The sequence below is a fragment of the Bacteroides sp. 1_1_14 genome, from assembly GCF_000162515.1.
GTDB lineage: Bacteria > Bacteroidota > Bacteroidia > Bacteroidales > Bacteroidaceae > Bacteroides > Bacteroides thetaiotaomicron.
Window position 1 is genome coordinate 721,921 of record NZ_GG774702.1, and the last position, 16,417, is coordinate 738,337.

Sequence of the window (16,417 nt, forward strand, 5' to 3'; positions counted from 1 at the left end):
TGCTTGAATATTTTAGTGTCAATATCTACTCATCTTCTCTTCTGAATGACGAACGCTTGCTGTCTCCGCTTGCCAAGAACGGGCAGAAATACTACAAATACCGGATAGACAGTGTGATGGGCGATCCCAATAATCTCGACTACCGGATACGTTTCATTCCCCGTACCAAGAGCGACCAGCTGGTGGGCGGCTATATGATTGTCAGCAGCAATGTATGGAGCGTGCGTGAAATACGTTTTTCGGGACGGTCGGAACTGATTACGTTTACTTGCTGGATCAAGATGGGGGAAGTTGGAAAGAAAGATGAGTTTCTCCCGGTGCGTTATGATGTGGAGGCCCTTTTTAAGTTCCTGGGCAATAAGGTGGACGGCAATTATACCGCTTCGTTGGACTATAAATCAATAGAACTGAAAGAAAGAAAGGTTCGGAAGAAGGAGAAGAAAAAGTATAATTTGTCGGAATCATTCTCCTTGCAGTGTGATACGAATGCCTATAAAACAGATGCTTCCACGTTTGGCGTATTACGTCCCATTCCTTTGAGTGACAGAGAAAAACAACTTTATAAGGATTACGCATACAGACGGGATACCGTGTCGGTGCAACGAAAATCCAAGAGTCAGGCTTTCTGGGGAACGATGGGCGACCTGATGGTGGAAGATTATAAATTCAACCTGTCCAATATCGGAAGTGTCCGCTTCTCGCCGTTTATCAATCCGCTTTTGTTCAGTTATAGCGGAAGCAACGGATTATCATACCGACAGGATTTCCGTTACAACCGGATTTTCAGAGGCGACAAGTGGCTCCGCATCGTACCCAAACTGGGTTATAACTTTACACGGAAAGAGTTCTACTGGTCGCTGAATGCTGACTTTGAGTACTGGCCGCAGAAACGGGGCTTTTTCCGGTTGAGTGTGGGTAATGGTAACCGTATCTATAGCAGCAAGATGCTGGACGAACTGAAAGCGATGCCGGACAGTATCTTTAACTTCGACCTCATCCATCTGGATTATTTCAAGGACTTGTATTTCAACTTCCGTCATAGTTTTGAAATTACCAACGGACTGGATATCAGCCTCGGTTTCTCGGCACACAAGAGAACAGCTGTCGAGAAATCCCGTTTTGTGATTACGGGTGACTATCCAATGCCTCCGCCGGAATTTATGGAACGCTTCAGAAATACCTATATCAGCTTTGCCCCGCGCATCCGGGTGGAATGGACTCCGGCGCTTTATTATTATATGAACGGAAAGCGTAAGATCAATCTCCGCTCTGACTATCCGACATTTTCGGTGGACTATGAACGGGGAATAGAAGGAGTATTTAAAAGTACCGGAGAATATGAACGGATAGAATTCGACCTTCAACATAAGATTCAGCTGGGGCTGATGCGAAATATTTATTATCGTTTCGGCTTCGGGGCGTTTACCAATCAGGATGAACTGTACTTTGTGGACTTTGCCAATTTTGCCCGTCATAATCTGCCGGTAGGGTGGAATGATGAAATCGGTGGTGTGTTTCAGGTGCTCGACGGACGTTGGTACAACTCCTCCCGCCGCTATGTACGCGGACATTTCACTTACGAGGCTCCTTTCCTTATTCTCCGGCATTTGATGAAATATACCCGCTATGTGCAGAACGAACGTCTTTATATCAGTGCGCTCTCTATGCCGCATCTCCAGCCATATCTGGAAGTGGGTTATGGTATCGGTACGCATGTCTTTGATGTGGGAGTATTCGTCAGCAGTGAGAACTGGAAGTTCAGCGGGATCGGATGTAAATTTACTTTCGAGTTGTTTAACCGATAGTTTTTTCTTCATAACAGTTGCATAATGTATAGAAAATACATATCTTTGTGAGGAAGAGGATGAGGAAAAATTTAGCAGAAAAGAGGTGTAGTCGCCTCGCAGGCACAGGTATTTTCCTGGAAAATAAATCTCTGGTATAAATACCTCTATTTATTTTAGTAAAATCTCATCCTCTTCTTCTCCTTTTTATATATGTAACAACAAGATGGACGGAATTTTAATTACGATACTTATTGTTACCGGTTTTCTGATTTATAAATTGATTTCTTCGAGCCGGAAACAGGAAGGATACAAGAGATGGAAAGCAACAGGCAGCGGTAATACTACTAACGAAGAGACTTCCAAAAACAAATGGGAACATGGAGCCTGGCTCAGGCATGCTTTAGGAGTAGTCACTCCTAAAATGAGAACATGTCCTGTATTTGATGAAGAGGCGGTGGTGTGGTGTGCCAATCTGTTGGGAATAGAGGTGATGAGGTTGAAAGAGATACTACAGGATGTCTCTTCGCATTATCGGGAGTTCTGGATCAGAAAGCGGAGAGAAGGATACCGTATGATCTCTGCTCCGGACAAGGAACTGAAAGCCATTCAGGATACTATTTATCATCGTATATTACTGTCTGTAAATGTGCATCCTGCCGCTACGGGATTCCGGCGTCAGCATTCCATCGTCGATAACGTCCGTCCTCATCTGGGAAAACGCTGTGTCTTGAAGACGGATATCCATGATTTCTTTATTTCCATACGTAGTCCGAGGGTGAAAAAGACTTTCGAAAAGATCGGCTATCCGAAGAATATATCGAAAGTGCTGGGCGAGTTGTGTTGTATGCGTCGGCATTTGCCGCAAGGAGCGTCTACCAGTCCGGTACTGAGTAACATCATCGCTTATGAGATGGACCGGAAACTGGCGGCGATGGCGGAAGAATTCGGGCTGACTTATAGTCGTTATGCCGACGACCTCACCTTTTCGGGCGATGTCTTTCCGAAAGAGCAGGTGCTTGCGCGGGTAAAGGAAATCATCAGGGAAGAGAAGTTTGAACCGAATCATCAGAAAACTCGTTTTCTGAATGAGAATGACAGGAAGATAATCACGGGCGTATCCGTCAGCTCCGGTGTGAAGCTGACCATTCCTAAAGCCCGAAAGAGAGAGATTCGCAAGAATGTCTATTTCATTTTGACAAAGGGGCTGGCGGAACATCAACGCAGAATCGGCTCCCATGATCCTGCCTATCTGAAACGGTTGATAGGGTCGCTTTGTTATTGGCGTTCCATAGAACCGGATAATACGTATGTAGCTGATTCTATTGCTGCTCTGAAACGTTTGCAGAAGGGGTATTGACGGGTGGCGGCTGTTTGTGTCTGCCTTACCGTGTTAATCGATGATCGTTGCCCTTCCGTTTTCAACTTTGGCATAATTCCTTTTTACCGCTTCCTGAATCCCTCTGAGCATGGATGCTTCGATGTTTGACCCCATGTGTGTGAAGCCGAATACTTGTGCGCATGCTTTTGCCAAATCGGGTAAAGGCAGGCTGATGGAATTGATTAATATTTGTTGGATGGCATTGGCTATTTCTTCGGGTGGCAGATCCGCTGCATCTCGGTCGGAATCGGGACGGTACTCTGAATAAGAACGGTATTGCGCTTCATCTTTCCAGCAGAAGATAAGCCCGTCATGTTCTATGCGGTAAAGATGTAATGTGTCGAATATTATTTCCAATTGAGCATCTATTCGTGGTCCTACACGGTTGACTCCCCATTCGGATATGATTTTCTTTCCAAGTAAGGTTTTGCTGATCGGGGCTTCATTTTCTATTATCTTTTGGACTTGGGAGACAATAATAGGATTATTTCTTTTAGCGAAGATGTCGTCGGCAGCGTACAGGAACGGACGTATTTTAGTATTATTATAATTTTGTACGGAGATAAAAGAAAAGTTTGTGTATACGCATGCAGATTTTAGCTGCATCGGCGTTTCCTGCACATTCTTTTCTCTTTTTTCTTGTTCCTTTTTTACTATAACCGGTTTCTCCGCTTTCATATCCTGAGCAATCGCTGCTTGTATAGACGCCATCACTTCATCCGGCTTTTCCCACCAGTCCATCGTCCATATACGGCAGATATTCCATCCCAGTGCTTTGAGTACATTGTTTTGAACAATTTCCCGGTCACGGACAGTCTTGGTACGTCTGTAGTTCTTTCCGTCACAGATAATACCTAATTGGTAGTTGGACGGGGTTTGAGTATCGACAATGCCAATATCGATCTTATATCCGGAACAGCCTATATCAGTATGTACGGTATATCCCAAAGAACGTAACTTGTCGGCAATAATCTTTTCGATAGAAGTTTCTTCTTCCGAGGTCCGAATATTAGTCGAGGTATTCAGTATGCGCTTGGTTCCTTTCTCCGCATATTCAAGGAAGCGTTTCAGCCCGGCTACTCCGATAGAAGAAGTTCGGTTCAGATCAATCATGTCCGATCTCAGCGTAGAAAAGATGATCATTTCGTATCGGGCACGGGAGACGGCTACGTTTAACCGTCTTTCACCTCCCGCACGGTTCAACGGACCGAAGTTCATGCTGACGCGCCCTTCGGCATCGGGACCATAGCCGACGGAGAACAGTATCACATCCCGTTCGTCTCCTTGCACATTTTCAAGGTTCTTGATGAACAGGGGTTCTTCACATTCCAGCGCAAAGGTTTCCAGTTCAGGATGAAAGGCGAAGAGATCGGATAGCAAATCTTCTATCAACGCCTGCTGAACCACGTTGAAAGTAACTACCCCCATACTTTTTCTCCTTAATTTTTCGCTCCTCAGCCTTCTCGCTATTTCGTCTACTATGGCTTGCGCTTCCGCTTGGTTCTGACGGGATTTTCCTTTGTCATAATAACCGTCTACGGCGACCATTCTGACTTTCGATTCAATATTGTCCGGTGACGGGAAAGTCATCAGCTTATTATCGTAATATTCGGAGTTACTGAAAGCGATAAGACTTTCGTGTTTGCTTCGGTAATGCCACAGCAGGTATTTGGAAGGGATAGAGAGAGCGAGGCAATCGTCAAGGATACTTTCCAGATCTTCCATCTCGATGTTGTCTTCGTCAATGGTATTAACGGAGAAGAAGCTGGTAGGCGGCATCTGTTTGGGGTCGCCTACGATAACTACATTCTTGCCTCGGGCGATGGCACCTACCGCTTCGTAAGTCGGCATCTGTGAAGCTTCGTCGAAGACGATCAAGTCAAATTTCTCTGCATCGGCATCGATATATTGGGCAACCGATATAGGACTCATCAACATACACGGACACATACGGGACAGTAGGATAGGTATTTGATCGAATAGCTTGCGGATGGATATTCCGCGTGCATTATTGCGTATATTCTTTTGTAATATTCCGACTTCTGAACTTTGAATGGCTTCGTGGGTGAAGGACGGAATGTTGGAAGCCAGTCTGGCGAACAGTTCCTTTTTGGTAATGTCCTCGAAGTTGGCGGATACCTGCTTGTATTTGGTTATAATATCATTGAATATCTTGCCGTTGAATAATTCCAGCGTCGGTTCTTTGGCGATGATATAGTGAATAACGGCTTGGTAGAAACTCTTGCGGAAGCTGCTGGTGAGTAAATCCGTAGGAATATTCTTTTCCTTATATTCTTCTGCGATAAATCCGAGACCCAGCTCGTTCAGTTTGTTGTAGGATTGAAGCCATTGATACCAGTCTTTGAGTTTGTCCAGATTTTCTTTCCATATTCCGGCTTGCTGTAGGGCGATGCCGATCCAGTCGGCGGAGTTTGTATAAAGCGTCTCTACGGTTATGCCCAGAGTGGTGGAAAGCCGTTGCTCGGTTGCCGTAAGCGTGTCGACCAGCTGATACAATTCATTCAGAGAATGAGAATGGATATCTCTGAATGTCCGGATACCTTCTGTCAGTTGTAACGCTAAGTTCTGTTTGATTCGGGATGTTTTCGCCACATCTTTTGAATAACTCAGTAACAGGGAATGAAGCGAAGATACCTCATGGATGATCTGATCGATGATGGGCCACTCTTCATCTCTTCCGAATCTTCCGAATAAAGAAGGCAGCTTGGCGGCGTATCTGTCTGTAAAATCAAGCTCTTCCTGATACCGGATGACCTGATGGAGCAAAGGCTGGACTGTCTCTGGCTTTACCGGTTGCAGAGCGTAAGGACGAATCACCTTTTTTATTTTTCTTTGTCCGAAATATCGTGGGAGAAACCATTGGGCGGATACCCGATTCCATTCGGCCAGCATGGGGCCGGCGTTTATCTTCAGTACCTCTTTGGTGAATCCGTTTTCTATTTCTGCTTTGATTTCATCGCGTTTCCTGCCGTGTTCCGTCACTTTCCGGTACTCTTCTAGCGTTTCATTTAATAAAGGAGTGGTCAGCAGTTCGGGCGTCAGTTCCGGAATATCGAGTATTTTTCGGATAATGGCGCTGATTATATTGAAATCCTTGCGGGTGGGATGAATGTCCGTATTTTCCAGTAAAGCGGAAAAGACAGGCTGTTTCGATTGTATGGCAGTCAATAAGCCGATGAAAGTGGCGAGCGTTTGTAAGGCTTCCTCTTTGATGGCGGACGAATATTCCCGAATGAAAATCCCTGTCAATGGGTGAAGATACGGGTGGCCGCAAGCATTGGCGGTACTGACCAAAGATTCGATGGCATCTTCCCAATGTGAGAATCGGTCTTTGTCCAGATTGTCCAGATAAGATGACGGGATATCGAAGCAGGGTTCAACGTCTGTTAACTGGTAGTGGATGATCGCATCATAGAGGGAAAGTCCGAAAGGATATTCCTTGTGTAAGGCTTCGATGTATTTGTTTAGTTCCGTTCGTAACTTCAGCAGGCGTTCGGCTTCCTTCCTGAACTCTTCGGGAGGAGTTCGTCTGATGATTTCGGTTGTCTCCTTTAGTTGCGAGATGACAGTGGATTTCTTTGTCTTGTTGGAGTGAATCTCCAGACAGAACGGGGCAAGCCCTATGGCCGCCAGTCTGTTTTGGACGACGGAGAGGGCTGCCATCTTCTCGGCAACAAATAAGACTCGTTTACCTTTATAAAGCGCGTTGGCGATGATATTCGTTATCGTTTGGGACTTTCCGGTTCCCGGAGGGCCGTGCAGGATAAAAGTCTTGTCGTGCACCGCTTCATAAATCGCTTCCAGCTGAGATGAATCGGCAATGATGGGCAGCACAATATCTGCCGGAGATAACTGCCTGTCCATGTAGGCGGCATCCACTTCTTCCGCAGTTACGTCCCATTCGATCTTTCCGTTGATGAGGCTGGAGACCACCTTGTTTTGAGTCAGTTTGTGAGCATTGTTGTGGATGTCGTTCCACATGATAAACTTGTTGAAGGAGAAGATACCTAGAATAGCCTGTTCCTCCACATCCCATTTGCGCTGATTCTTGATGCAGTGCCGGATGATGGAATAAATCAGTTTTACGTTGATTCCGCTTTCGTCCGTCGGAAGCGGATCAAGTCCCGGTACGGAAATGCCGAAATTCTGACGAAGCATTTCTAATAAGGTGATATTCATCATCGTTTCTTCTTCCCGCGAACGAATCACATACCCCTTGGCGGCTGACTTGCGGATGATTTCGACCGGCAGCAGCAATATCGGTGCATAACGGGGACGCTCGCTGGAAGGCGTTTCGTACCATTTCAGAAGTCCGAGAGCCAGATAAAGCGTGTTCGCTCCGTTCTCTTCGATAGAAGTACGGGACGAACGGTACAGGTGAGTCAGTGCTTTGCCCAAGTCATTCTCCGGCAAGTAAAAACGTAACCTTTTCTGTGAAAGCTCCGAATTAACGAAGTCGGCTATCGGATCCGATTCCGGTATGGAAGAATAAATGCCAAACTCCATCGCCGGATTCTCCCATTCGGCGGGACGGTGGAGGATACGAAACTCATCTCCTTCCGCCAAGGCGTCTTCCAGACAGGCAAGGTTTGCCGGAATCAGCTGAAGAGTATTCTTTGTAATCCGGATATTCAGCAAGTTGTTGCGCAGACTCAAATCCAGCAGTCTTCTTTCCCAAAGCAACTGTTTGGTGAGGACTGTCTGAGTTTCGCTGCCCGACAAATCATATGGATTCACGCTTTGCGGAGTGGCGTGCGTGGTATTTCTGTTCATATCCTCATCTTCCTTTATTTCCCATACTTGTCCGTTCAGTACGCGCTGCGGGATCGGGCGGACTCCCGAATGCCTGGCCCTTCTGATGTCGATGGCGAGGATGAAACTGCCCGGATCGCTCAGTTTGCCGTTAGCGCTTTTCACAGCGTTGTCGAAGTCGACATTATGTCCCATATTCATGCAGGTGGTTTCTACCAGTGTAATGTCGTAGATTCCTTCGGCGGTTCGTTTGGTCAGTAAGGATACATCGTCGATGGCAGGGTCCGGAAAGGTTTCCGGCACCAGCCAGCCGCCTGCGAAAGCATGCCCTTTGGTGATGACGATGAGGGCATTCAGTCCGATGGATTCGAGGCAGGAAGCATAAAGCAGTGCCATATCCAGACAAGTTCCGAGCTTTTGTGCCAGTACGGAATCTATCAGACGGACACGCTGCCCGTGCTCTTCGAAGCTGGCGGGAATGGTGCTGTAAATAATCTGCTGTTCGGTGAGGGCGGTGTAGATAGCTGCCATCTGCTTTCTCACACGGTCCGGATTGCGGCTTTGGTATTCGTCCAGTGAAGGAGTACCGGTCCACTGTTCCAGAATGGCGGCGGCTCTCTTGATAATAGGAGTGAGCACGGCATGATTCGGGGTGATGAATGCTGCCAGCATCTCGGGGAATATATTGATTCCGCCCCATTGGTCGTATGCCAGAATGTCGATGGGGTAGGTCTGGGCAAAGATCGTTTCCGCCTCGGAGCGGATTTCTATTTTCAGACTTCCCGACATACGCTCGGTCAGCTGGGCGAAATAATTGGCGGACAAGACCAGGCTGAACGATTGCAGACACACGGAATTATTGGCGGGAATCGCTTCCATCATCACAGGAGTGATACTGCCGAAGTCGGGCTCGGCCGTGATTTGTACCTGAATGTTTCTGAAGGGTTCGGACGTCATATTTTCAATCGAAAGCTGATGGATGACCGATACTTTGTTTTGCTGCATCGCGAAATTAATAAGTGGCAGATAATCAAACTGCACCCTGATTTTGTCCAATGTTCCGTTCATGTTGAAAGTCGTATAATATTAGTTTTGCAATATTACAAAAAATACGGATATCACCATCTTTTCTTTGGGTATTCTTTTGTCGGTCAAGAAAATATTCCTACCTTTGCGCCCGATTTATAGATAATATAATGTCTTATTCAATTAAAGTATTAAACAATTTATTTATTAATGGAAAACTTAAAGAACGTAGCTCCTATTGAGGACTTCAACTGGGATGCTTATGAAAACGGCGAAGCTGTAACAAGCGCAAGCCACGAAGAACTAGAAAAAGCTTACGACGGTACGCTTAACAAAGTGAACGACCGTGAGGTTGTTGACGGAACCGTAATCGCAATGAACAAGCGTGAAGTAGTTGTGAACATCGGTTACAAATCAGACGGTATCATTCCTTTGAATGAGTTCCGTTACAATCCGGACCTGAAGGTAGGTGATACTGTAGAAGTATACATCGAAAACCAGGAAGACAAAAAAGGACAACTCGTTCTGTCACACAGAAAAGCCCGCGCTACTCGTTCTTGGGATCGCGTTAACGCTGCTCTGGAAAATGAAGAAATTATCAAGGGATTCATCAAGTGCCGCACAAAGGGTGGTATGATCGTAGACGTATTCGGAATCGAAGCATTCTTGCCGGGTTCTCAGATCGACGTTAAACCGATCCGTGACTATGATGTATTCGTTGGCAAAACAATGGAATTCAAAGTGGTTAAGATCAACCAGGAATTCAAAAACGTTGTTGTATCTCACAAGGCTCTTATCGAAGCTGAACTGGAACAACAGAAGAAAGAAATTATCGGCAAGCTCGAAAAAGGACAGGTTCTTGAAGGAACTGTTAAGAATATCACCTCTTACGGTGTGTTCATCGACTTGGGTGGCGTAGACGGTTTGATCCACATCACAGACCTTTCTTGGGGCCGCGTTAGTGATCCGAAAGAAGTGGTTGAACTGGATCAGAAGCTCAACGTTGTTATCCTTGACTTCGATGACGAAAAAGAAACGTATCGCTCTTGGCTTGAAGCAACTGACTCCGCACCCATGGGATGCTCTTGACACTGACTTGAAGGTAGGTGACAAGGTGAAAGGTAAAGTGGTTGTTATGGCTGACTACGGTGCATTCATCGAAATCGCTACAGGTGTAGAAGGTCTGATCCACGTATCAGAAATGTCTTGGAGCCAGCACCTGCGTTCTGCTCAGGACTTCATGAAGGTGGGCGACGAAGTAGAAAGCTGTAGTTCTGACTTTGGACCGCGAAGAACGTAAGATGTCTTTGGGTATCAAACAACTGAAACAAGATCCATGGGAAACTATCGAAGAAAAGTATCCTGTAGGTTCCAAGCATACTGCAAAAGTACGTAACTTCACTAACTTCGGTGTATTCGTAGAAATCGAAGAAGGTGTTGACGGCTTGATCCACATCTCTGACCTTTCTTGGACTAAGAAAGTAAAACACCCGTCAGAATTTACTCAGATTGGTGCTGACATCGAAGTTCAGGTATTGGAAATCGACAAAGAAAACCGTCGTTTGAGCCTTGGTCACAAGCAACTCGAAGAAAATCCTTGGGATGTATTCGAAACAGTATTCACTGTAGGTTCTGTACACGAAGGTACTATCATCGAAATGTTGGATAAGGGTGCTGTTGTAGCTCTTCCTTACGGTGTAGAAGGTTTCGCAACTCCGAAACACCTTGTAAAAGAAGACGGTTCACAAGCTCAGTTGGATGAGAAACTTGAATTCAAAGTGATCGAGTTCAACAAGGACGCTAAGAGAATCATCCTGTCTCACAGTCGTATCTTCGAAGATGTAGCTAAGGCTGAAGAAAGAGCAGAAAAGAAAGCTGCTTCCGGTGCTAAAAAGTCTTCTAACAACAAGAGAGAAGATGCTCCGATGATCCAAAACCAGGCTGCTTCAACTACGCTGGGCGACATCGACGCTTTGGCTGCTTTGAAAGAACAGTTGGAAGGAAAGAAATAATCGTTATTTCTATATAATGGAAAAGCGCTCCGATTATCGGGGCGCTTTTTTTGTTTTGCCATGATAGCGCAAATACCAAAAAACTTGTGTACATTTGTGCCGCTATGGAGAAATTCGAACTACATATACTTGGATGCGGTTCTGCTTTGCCCACCACTCGCCATTTTGCGACATCGCAGGTTGTGAACTTGCGTGAAAAGCTTTTTATGATTGACTGTGGGGAAGGAGCGCAGATGCAGTTGCGTCGTTCCCGCTTGAAGTTTTCCCGCTTGAATCATATCTTTATTTCCCATCTTCATGGCGATCATTGCTTTGGACTGTTAGGACTGATTTCTACCTTCGGTCTGTTGGGACGAACGGCAGACTTGCATATCCATTCACCCAAAGGACTGGAAGAACTGTTTGCTCCCTTACTTTCTTTCTTTTGCAAAACGCTGGCCTATAAAGTCTTTTTCCATGAATTTGAGACGAAGGAGCCGACGCTGATCTATGACGACCGCTCGGTGGCTGTGACCACCATTCCTCTGAGACACCGTATTCCTTGCTGTGGTTTTCTTTTTGAAGAAAAGCAGCGTCCCAATCATATCATCAGAGATATGGTGGATTTCTATAAAGTACCCGTTTACGAACTGAACCGGATCAAGAACGGAGCGGATTTTGTAACTCCCGAAGGAGAAGTCATTCCGAATCATCGTCTGACCCGTCCTTCTGCCCCTGCACGAAAATATGCTTATTGCTCCGATACGATTTACCGACCTGAGATCGTGGAGCAGATAAAGGGGGTAGACCTTCTTTTCCACGAAGCCACCTTTGCTCAGACCGAACAGGTGCGGGCAAGGGAAACTCATCATACAACTGCTGCACAGGCCGCACAGATTGCTTTGAATGCTGAAGTGAAACAATTAGTCATCGGACATTTTTCCGCCCGTTATGAGGACGAGTCTGTATTGTTGAATGAAGCGGCGGCTATCTTCCCCCAAACGGTTTTGGCAAGAGAGAATATGTGCATAACCATAAATAACTATACAGATACGAGAGACTATGACCCCTTATAACGAACGTGAGGTTCTGAAACTCCTTCAGGAGGAGAGTACACAGCGGAAAGGATTTGAGTTGATTGTGGCGCAATACAGCGAGCAGTTATACTGGCAGATCCGCCGGATGGTACTGTCGCATGAAGATGCGAACGACCTTCTGCAAAACACCTTCATCAAGGCATGGACAAATATTGACTATTTCCGTGCCGAGGCGAAGTTGTCTACGTGGCTCTACCGTATTGCGCTGAATGAATGTCTTACTTTTCTGAACAGGCAGCGTGCTACAACGACGGTGGCTATCGACGATCCCGAAGCGGCGATTGTGCAGAAGCTGGAGAGTGATCCCTACTATTCGGGCGATCAGGTGCAGATGTTATTGCAAAAAGCATTGCTTACCTTGCCCGAAAAACAACGAATGGTGTTCAATCTGAAGTATTATCAGGAAATGAAGTACGAAGAGATGTCAGAAATCTTTGGAACTTCAGTCGGAGCGCTGAAAGCCTCCTATCACCATGCGGTAAAGAAAATAGAGAAGTTTTTGGAAGAAGTAGATTAAACCTTTTAAAGCAGACATCGTCTAATCAAAAGAGAGGAGAAAAACGTATGAAAGAAGAAGATACCCTATTGAAGAAAATCGGAAAGGAGCATTCCTTCAAAGTGCCCGACGGTTACTTTGAAAATCTGACTTCAGAGGTGATGAACAAACTTCCTGAAAAAGAGAAAGTCGCTTTCAAGGAAGAGCATGTTTCGACATGGACGAGATTGAAACCATTATTCTATATGGCGGCTATGTTTGTAGGAGCTGCCCTGATTATCCGGGTAGCGTCATCAGACCATAAACCGGTGGCAGATGATATAGCGGTGGCAGTAACGGCTATGGAAGCGGATACGGAACAGGTATCCGACGAGATGATTGATGTTGCGTTAGACCGTGCGATGTTGGATGATTATTCGTTATATGTCTATCTGAGTGACGCGAGTGTAGAATGATTTATTAAAACAGATTGAATAAGAAAATGAAGAAACTAATCGCTTTAGTCGTTTTGTTATGTGGCTTTATGCCTGTTCTTTGGGCTGCCGATGGATGTGACCAGCATTTGTCCCGTGAGGAATTCCGGAATAAACAGAAAGCGTTTATTATTGAGCAGGCCGGATTGACCAAAGAAGAGGCTGCCAAATTCTTCCCGGTTTATTTTGAACTGCAGGAGAAGAAGAAGAAACTGAACGATGAATCGTGGAGTTTAATGCGTCAAGGTAAAGACGACAAAACAACAGAAGCCCAGTACGAAGAAATTGTAGCAAAGGTATGTGACAACCGTATCGCTGCCGACCGTCTTGATAAGTCTTATCTGGACCGGTTTAAAAAGATACTTTCCAATAAGAAGATATTCCTTGTTCAACGTGCGGAGATGCGTTTCCATCGGGAAATGCTGAAAGGCATGAACCGCAAGGACGGAGGAAATGATCCGAAAAGGAAGAAATAAAACGGAGGCTCTGTTTGGATGAAACGGACGTTCTGTCAGAGTAAATCAGAGGCTCTATCCGCATAGGATAGAGCCTCTGATTTTTGTTTCCGGATGTATCTTTGTTGCTTTACTAAAAGAGTAGACCATTGGAAGTGGGAATAACAGAGTTTGGACAGGTATTATATCCATTCCATAAGGAAGGAGGATGGTGTTACAGTCCTTTTCTCTTAGCTTCGTTCCAAATAGCGTCCATCTCCTCAAGAGACATATCTTTGAGGTTTTTCCCTTCTTTAATCGTATGTTCCTCCAGGTAGTTGAAACGGCGGATGAACTTTTGATTGGTTAGTTCCAAAGCATTGTCCGGATTGATTTTGTAGAGGCGTGCCGCATTGATGAGGCTGAACATGACGTCACCGAATTCGGCTTCTGCTTTCTCTTTGTCCATGTTGGCTACCTCTGCTTGGAATTCTCCGATTTCTTCTTTTACCTTATCCCATACCTGTTCCCGTTCTTCCCAGTCGAAGCCTACATTGCGGGCTTTGTCCTGAATGCGGTAAGCCTTGATGAGTGAAGGGAGTGCAGCGGGAACACCGCTTAATACACTTTTGTTTCCGTCTTTTTCTTTCAGTTTCAGCTGTTCCCAGTTTTCGGATACCTGTCCGGCAGTCTCAGCTTTTACTTCTCCGAATACGTGAGGATGGCGGAAAATCAGTTTGTCGCACAACTTGTCACAGACATCTTTGATGTCGAAGTCTCCTGTCTCCGAACCGATCTTTGCATAGAATGCTACGTGTAGCAGCACATCTCCCAACTCCTTGCAAATATCTTTTTTGTCATCCCTCATCAAGGCATCACAAAGCTCGTAAGTCTCTTCTATAGTGTTGGGGCGCAGACTTTCATTCGTCTGCTTGCGGTCCCACGGACATTTGACCCGAAGCTCGTCGAGGATGTCCAGAAAGCGGCCGAAGGCTTCCATTTGTTCTTCTCTTGTATGTATCATTCCTTTGATTTTTTTTATAAATAATGTTGCAAAGATAATGCTTCCTTGTCTTTTATAGCCTTAATCGGTACGAAAACAGAAGCAAGGGCGCTAATAAAAGTCTTTTTATTGGTCTGATGCGGTTTTCGCTTTCCATACTTGATACGAAATCAACAGCCCGATCACTTCCGAATAGTTTTTTCTTCCGCTTTCTATTTTGTTTCCTTTCAGGTAGAGGTCGTATATCCAGTTTTGAACATCACCGATCAACGGACTGTATTTAGCCATCCAGTATTCCTGATTCTTTTTCGCCAGTTCTATAATCTCCGGTCGGATACGGTTGATTATATCGGCGTATTCTTTTTCACTCAACAGTCGTCGGGCATTCCCCAGTACATGATTCAGAATCGAGAAGTAGCCGCTGAAACGGATTCCCTTTATTTGTGAACGGGTACAAACCTGATAGGCATAGAAATTGGCCTCTGCCTCGCTCGAAATTCCCAGCAGATGAGCCAGTTCGTGAGTGTACGTTGCCGGATAGTTGATGGGGAGCAAGTCTCCGTTTAAGGTGAATTCGCAGAAGAAAGGCCCCATGCTTCCTGTCACTCCGACCATTGATATGAATGGGGTGAAAACCATCGTCTTGACCCGTGGGTTGGGAAATGGAGGGTGGTGTACTCCCAGGCTGTCGCTTAATTGATTGTAAAGTTTGACAGCTTCGTCACGTACCTGTTCCTCATGGATTCCTTTTACGGGAACAAACGAACTGTTCAGTGAGTCGATATAGTTATCCACAAACTCTTGAAAAATCTCCGGTGTGTAAGCTGTATAAGGAATATGCGTACGCTGGTAAAAGTTTGGCTGCGAATAGTTTAACCCCCACGCGAGGTAGAACCATACGTAAACCCATAACAGATATTCCCCGTCACGTAGCAGAATCCTTTTCCACGGCAGTTTCTTGCGGATACGGGCATAAAAAGGATAAACGATGACTCCCGTGATACTCCCGAAAATAAATAGATCCCCTATGGCAAAAGGGAATAAGTTGGAGAAGAATGACAAAACGCGGGAGATGACAGGATAAACGGTTTGTGAATACAGGTTTCCCAACGCGGGAATCGACTGTGTCATCCATACCAGAAGCAGCAGTACTCCCAGGAGTATATATCTAATTATCAGTTTCCGTTTCATCATCCGTTCAGATTTTAGTCAACAAAAATATGCATTAAATAAACGTCACGCGAAAAAATACCTCTATATTTGCAAAAAAACTGTTAAACGAAAGATGGCTACCGTAGAAGAAATTGAAAAGTATTGCCGGAATTGCGTGTCACGTGATTTCGTGAATGGGAAAGGGCTTGTTTGCAAACGTACCAGAGAGCTTCCTGACTTTGACGAAGAATGCGAAAACTTCGAGAAGGATGAAGAACTGTTGAAGATGGCTCCTCCCAAGCCCGACGACTTTCCGGTGTCAATGACGGAAGAAGAACTTCTCGCCGAAGAAAATCTTCCCAAAGGAGTGCTGTATGCATCCGTCGCGTGTATCTTGGGGGCGGTGGCATGGAGTCTTATCTCCGTTTCTACAGGTCTTCAGATGGGATATATGGCTATCGGAGTCGGATTCATGGTCGGTTTCGCCATGCGGCAGGGGAAGGGGATACGTCCCGTCTTCGGTATTTTGGGAGCGGTATTGGCATTGATCAGTTGTGTGTTGGGTGATTTCTTATCCATCATCGGCTTTGCTGCCAAGGATTATGATATGACGTTTTTCGAAGTGCTGACGGGAGTCGATTATGGCGAAATCTTTTCTGTCATGGTGAAGAATGTGGTGTCGATGTCCGCCTTATTTTATGGAATTGCTGTTTATGAGGGATATAAATTATCTTTCCGGGCACAGAAACATCCTGTGGGTGGTAAGATTTGAATTAAAATTATTAATTTTGCAGCCGTTATTTTTTG

General features: G+C 45.5%; 10 protein-coding genes and 1 pseudogene. 8 read left to right on the forward strand and 3 right to left on the reverse strand.

The window, feature by feature from the left end; all coding sequences use genetic code 11:
* The coding region (locus tag HMPREF9007_RS21610; RefSeq protein ID WP_008760015.1) for a DUF5686 family protein at positions 1 to 1,805 on the forward strand (1,805 nt) is incomplete at its 5' end.
* 205 nt (positions 1,806 to 2,010) lie between these two features.
* Positions 2,011 to 3,144 (forward strand): retron St85 family RNA-directed DNA polymerase, encoded by a 1,134-nt coding sequence (locus HMPREF9007_RS21605; protein WP_008760016.1) that lies wholly within the window; start codon positions 2,011 to 2,013, stop codon positions 3,142 to 3,144.
* Positions 3,145 to 3,177: 33 nt separating this feature from the next.
* On the opposite strand, the gene HMPREF9007_RS21600 is transcribed toward HMPREF9007_RS21605, so the two are convergent.
* Positions 3,178 to 9,006, reverse strand: coding sequence for a DUF3320 domain-containing protein (locus HMPREF9007_RS21600; RefSeq protein ID WP_008760017.1), 5,829 nt, complete (start codon positions 9,004 to 9,006; stop codon positions 3,178 to 3,180).
* A 168-nt stretch (positions 9,007 to 9,174) separates the two neighbouring features.
* On the opposite strand from HMPREF9007_RS21600, the pseudogene rpsA reads away from it, so the two are divergent.
* The 5 genes and pseudogenes from rpsA to HMPREF9007_RS21575 all read left to right on the forward strand — a co-directional run bounded on the left by rpsA (position 9,175) and on the right by HMPREF9007_RS21575 (position 13,497).
* Positions 9,175 to 10,976 (forward strand): annotated as a pseudogene (rpsA, locus tag HMPREF9007_RS21595) (30S ribosomal protein S1).
* Positions 10,977 to 11,080: 104 nt separating this feature from the next.
* Positions 11,081 to 12,031: a ribonuclease Z gene (locus HMPREF9007_RS21590; protein ID WP_008760018.1), complete on the forward strand. Its 951-nt coding sequence runs from the start codon at positions 11,081 to 11,083 to the stop codon at positions 12,029 to 12,031.
* Entirely contained in the window at positions 12,018 to 12,569 is a 552-nt protein-coding gene (locus HMPREF9007_RS21585) for an RNA polymerase sigma factor (RefSeq protein ID WP_008760019.1), read from the forward strand. Before HMPREF9007_RS21590 ends, HMPREF9007_RS21585 begins: the two co-directional genes overlap by 14 nt.
* 47 nt (positions 12,570 to 12,616) lie before the next feature.
* On the forward strand, positions 12,617 to 13,003 hold the full coding sequence (locus HMPREF9007_RS21580; RefSeq protein ID WP_008760020.1) for a hypothetical protein: 387 nt from the start codon (positions 12,617 to 12,619) through the stop codon (positions 13,001 to 13,003).
* Positions 13,004 to 13,029: 26 nt separating this feature from the next.
* The gene (locus HMPREF9007_RS21575) at positions 13,030 to 13,497 is read left to right on the forward strand and encodes a hypothetical protein (protein WP_008760021.1); all 468 of its coding nucleotides are present in this window, start codon (positions 13,030 to 13,032) and stop codon (positions 13,495 to 13,497) included.
* Between the two features lie 193 nt (positions 13,498 to 13,690).
* Here HMPREF9007_RS21575 and mazG read toward each other — a convergent pair whose 3' ends face one another.
* Positions 13,691 to 14,479: a nucleoside triphosphate pyrophosphohydrolase gene (gene mazG, locus HMPREF9007_RS21570; RefSeq protein WP_008760022.1), complete on the reverse strand. Its 789-nt coding sequence runs from the start codon at positions 14,477 to 14,479 to the stop codon at positions 13,691 to 13,693.
* Between the two features lie 105 nt (positions 14,480 to 14,584).
* On the reverse strand, positions 14,585 to 15,652 hold the full coding sequence (locus HMPREF9007_RS21565; protein ID WP_008760023.1) for a DUF3810 domain-containing protein: 1,068 nt from the start codon (positions 15,650 to 15,652) through the stop codon (positions 14,585 to 14,587).
* A 91-nt stretch (positions 15,653 to 15,743) separates the two neighbouring features.
* On the opposite strand from HMPREF9007_RS21565, the gene HMPREF9007_RS21560 reads away from it, so the two are divergent.
* Positions 15,744 to 16,382, forward strand: coding sequence for a hypothetical protein (locus HMPREF9007_RS21560; protein WP_008760024.1), 639 nt, complete (start codon positions 15,744 to 15,746; stop codon positions 16,380 to 16,382).
* The last annotated feature ends 35 nt before the right edge of the window (positions 16,383 to 16,417 follow it).

What these genes read in the sequence shown, in the direction of transcription:
- HMPREF9007_RS21600 (WP_008760017.1), bottom strand. Translation starts at nt 9,006, where the DNA reads ATGAACGGAACATTGGACAAAATCAGGGTGCAGTTTGATTATCTGCCA.
- HMPREF9007_RS21565 (WP_008760023.1), bottom strand. Translation starts at nt 15,652, where the DNA reads ATGATGAAACGGAAACTGATAATTAGATATATACTCCTGGGAGTACTG.
- HMPREF9007_RS21605 (WP_008760016.1), top strand. Translation starts at nt 2,011, where the DNA reads ATGGACGGAATTTTAATTACGATACTTATTGTTACCGGTTTTCTGATT.
- HMPREF9007_RS21575 (WP_008760021.1), top strand. Translation starts at nt 13,030, where the DNA reads ATGAAGAAACTAATCGCTTTAGTCGTTTTGTTATGTGGCTTTATGCCT.
- HMPREF9007_RS21580 (WP_008760020.1), top strand. Translation starts at nt 12,617, where the DNA reads ATGAAAGAAGAAGATACCCTATTGAAGAAAATCGGAAAGGAGCATTCC.
- mazG (WP_008760022.1), bottom strand. Translation starts at nt 14,479, where the DNA reads ATGATACATACAAGAGAAGAACAAATGGAAGCCTTCGGCCGCTTTCTG.
- HMPREF9007_RS21560 (WP_008760024.1), top strand. Translation starts at nt 15,744, where the DNA reads ATGGCTACCGTAGAAGAAATTGAAAAGTATTGCCGGAATTGCGTGTCA.
- HMPREF9007_RS21590 (WP_008760018.1), top strand. Translation starts at nt 11,081, where the DNA reads ATGGAGAAATTCGAACTACATATACTTGGATGCGGTTCTGCTTTGCCC.
- HMPREF9007_RS21585 (WP_008760019.1), top strand. Translation starts at nt 12,018, where the DNA reads ATGACCCCTTATAACGAACGTGAGGTTCTGAAACTCCTTCAGGAGGAG.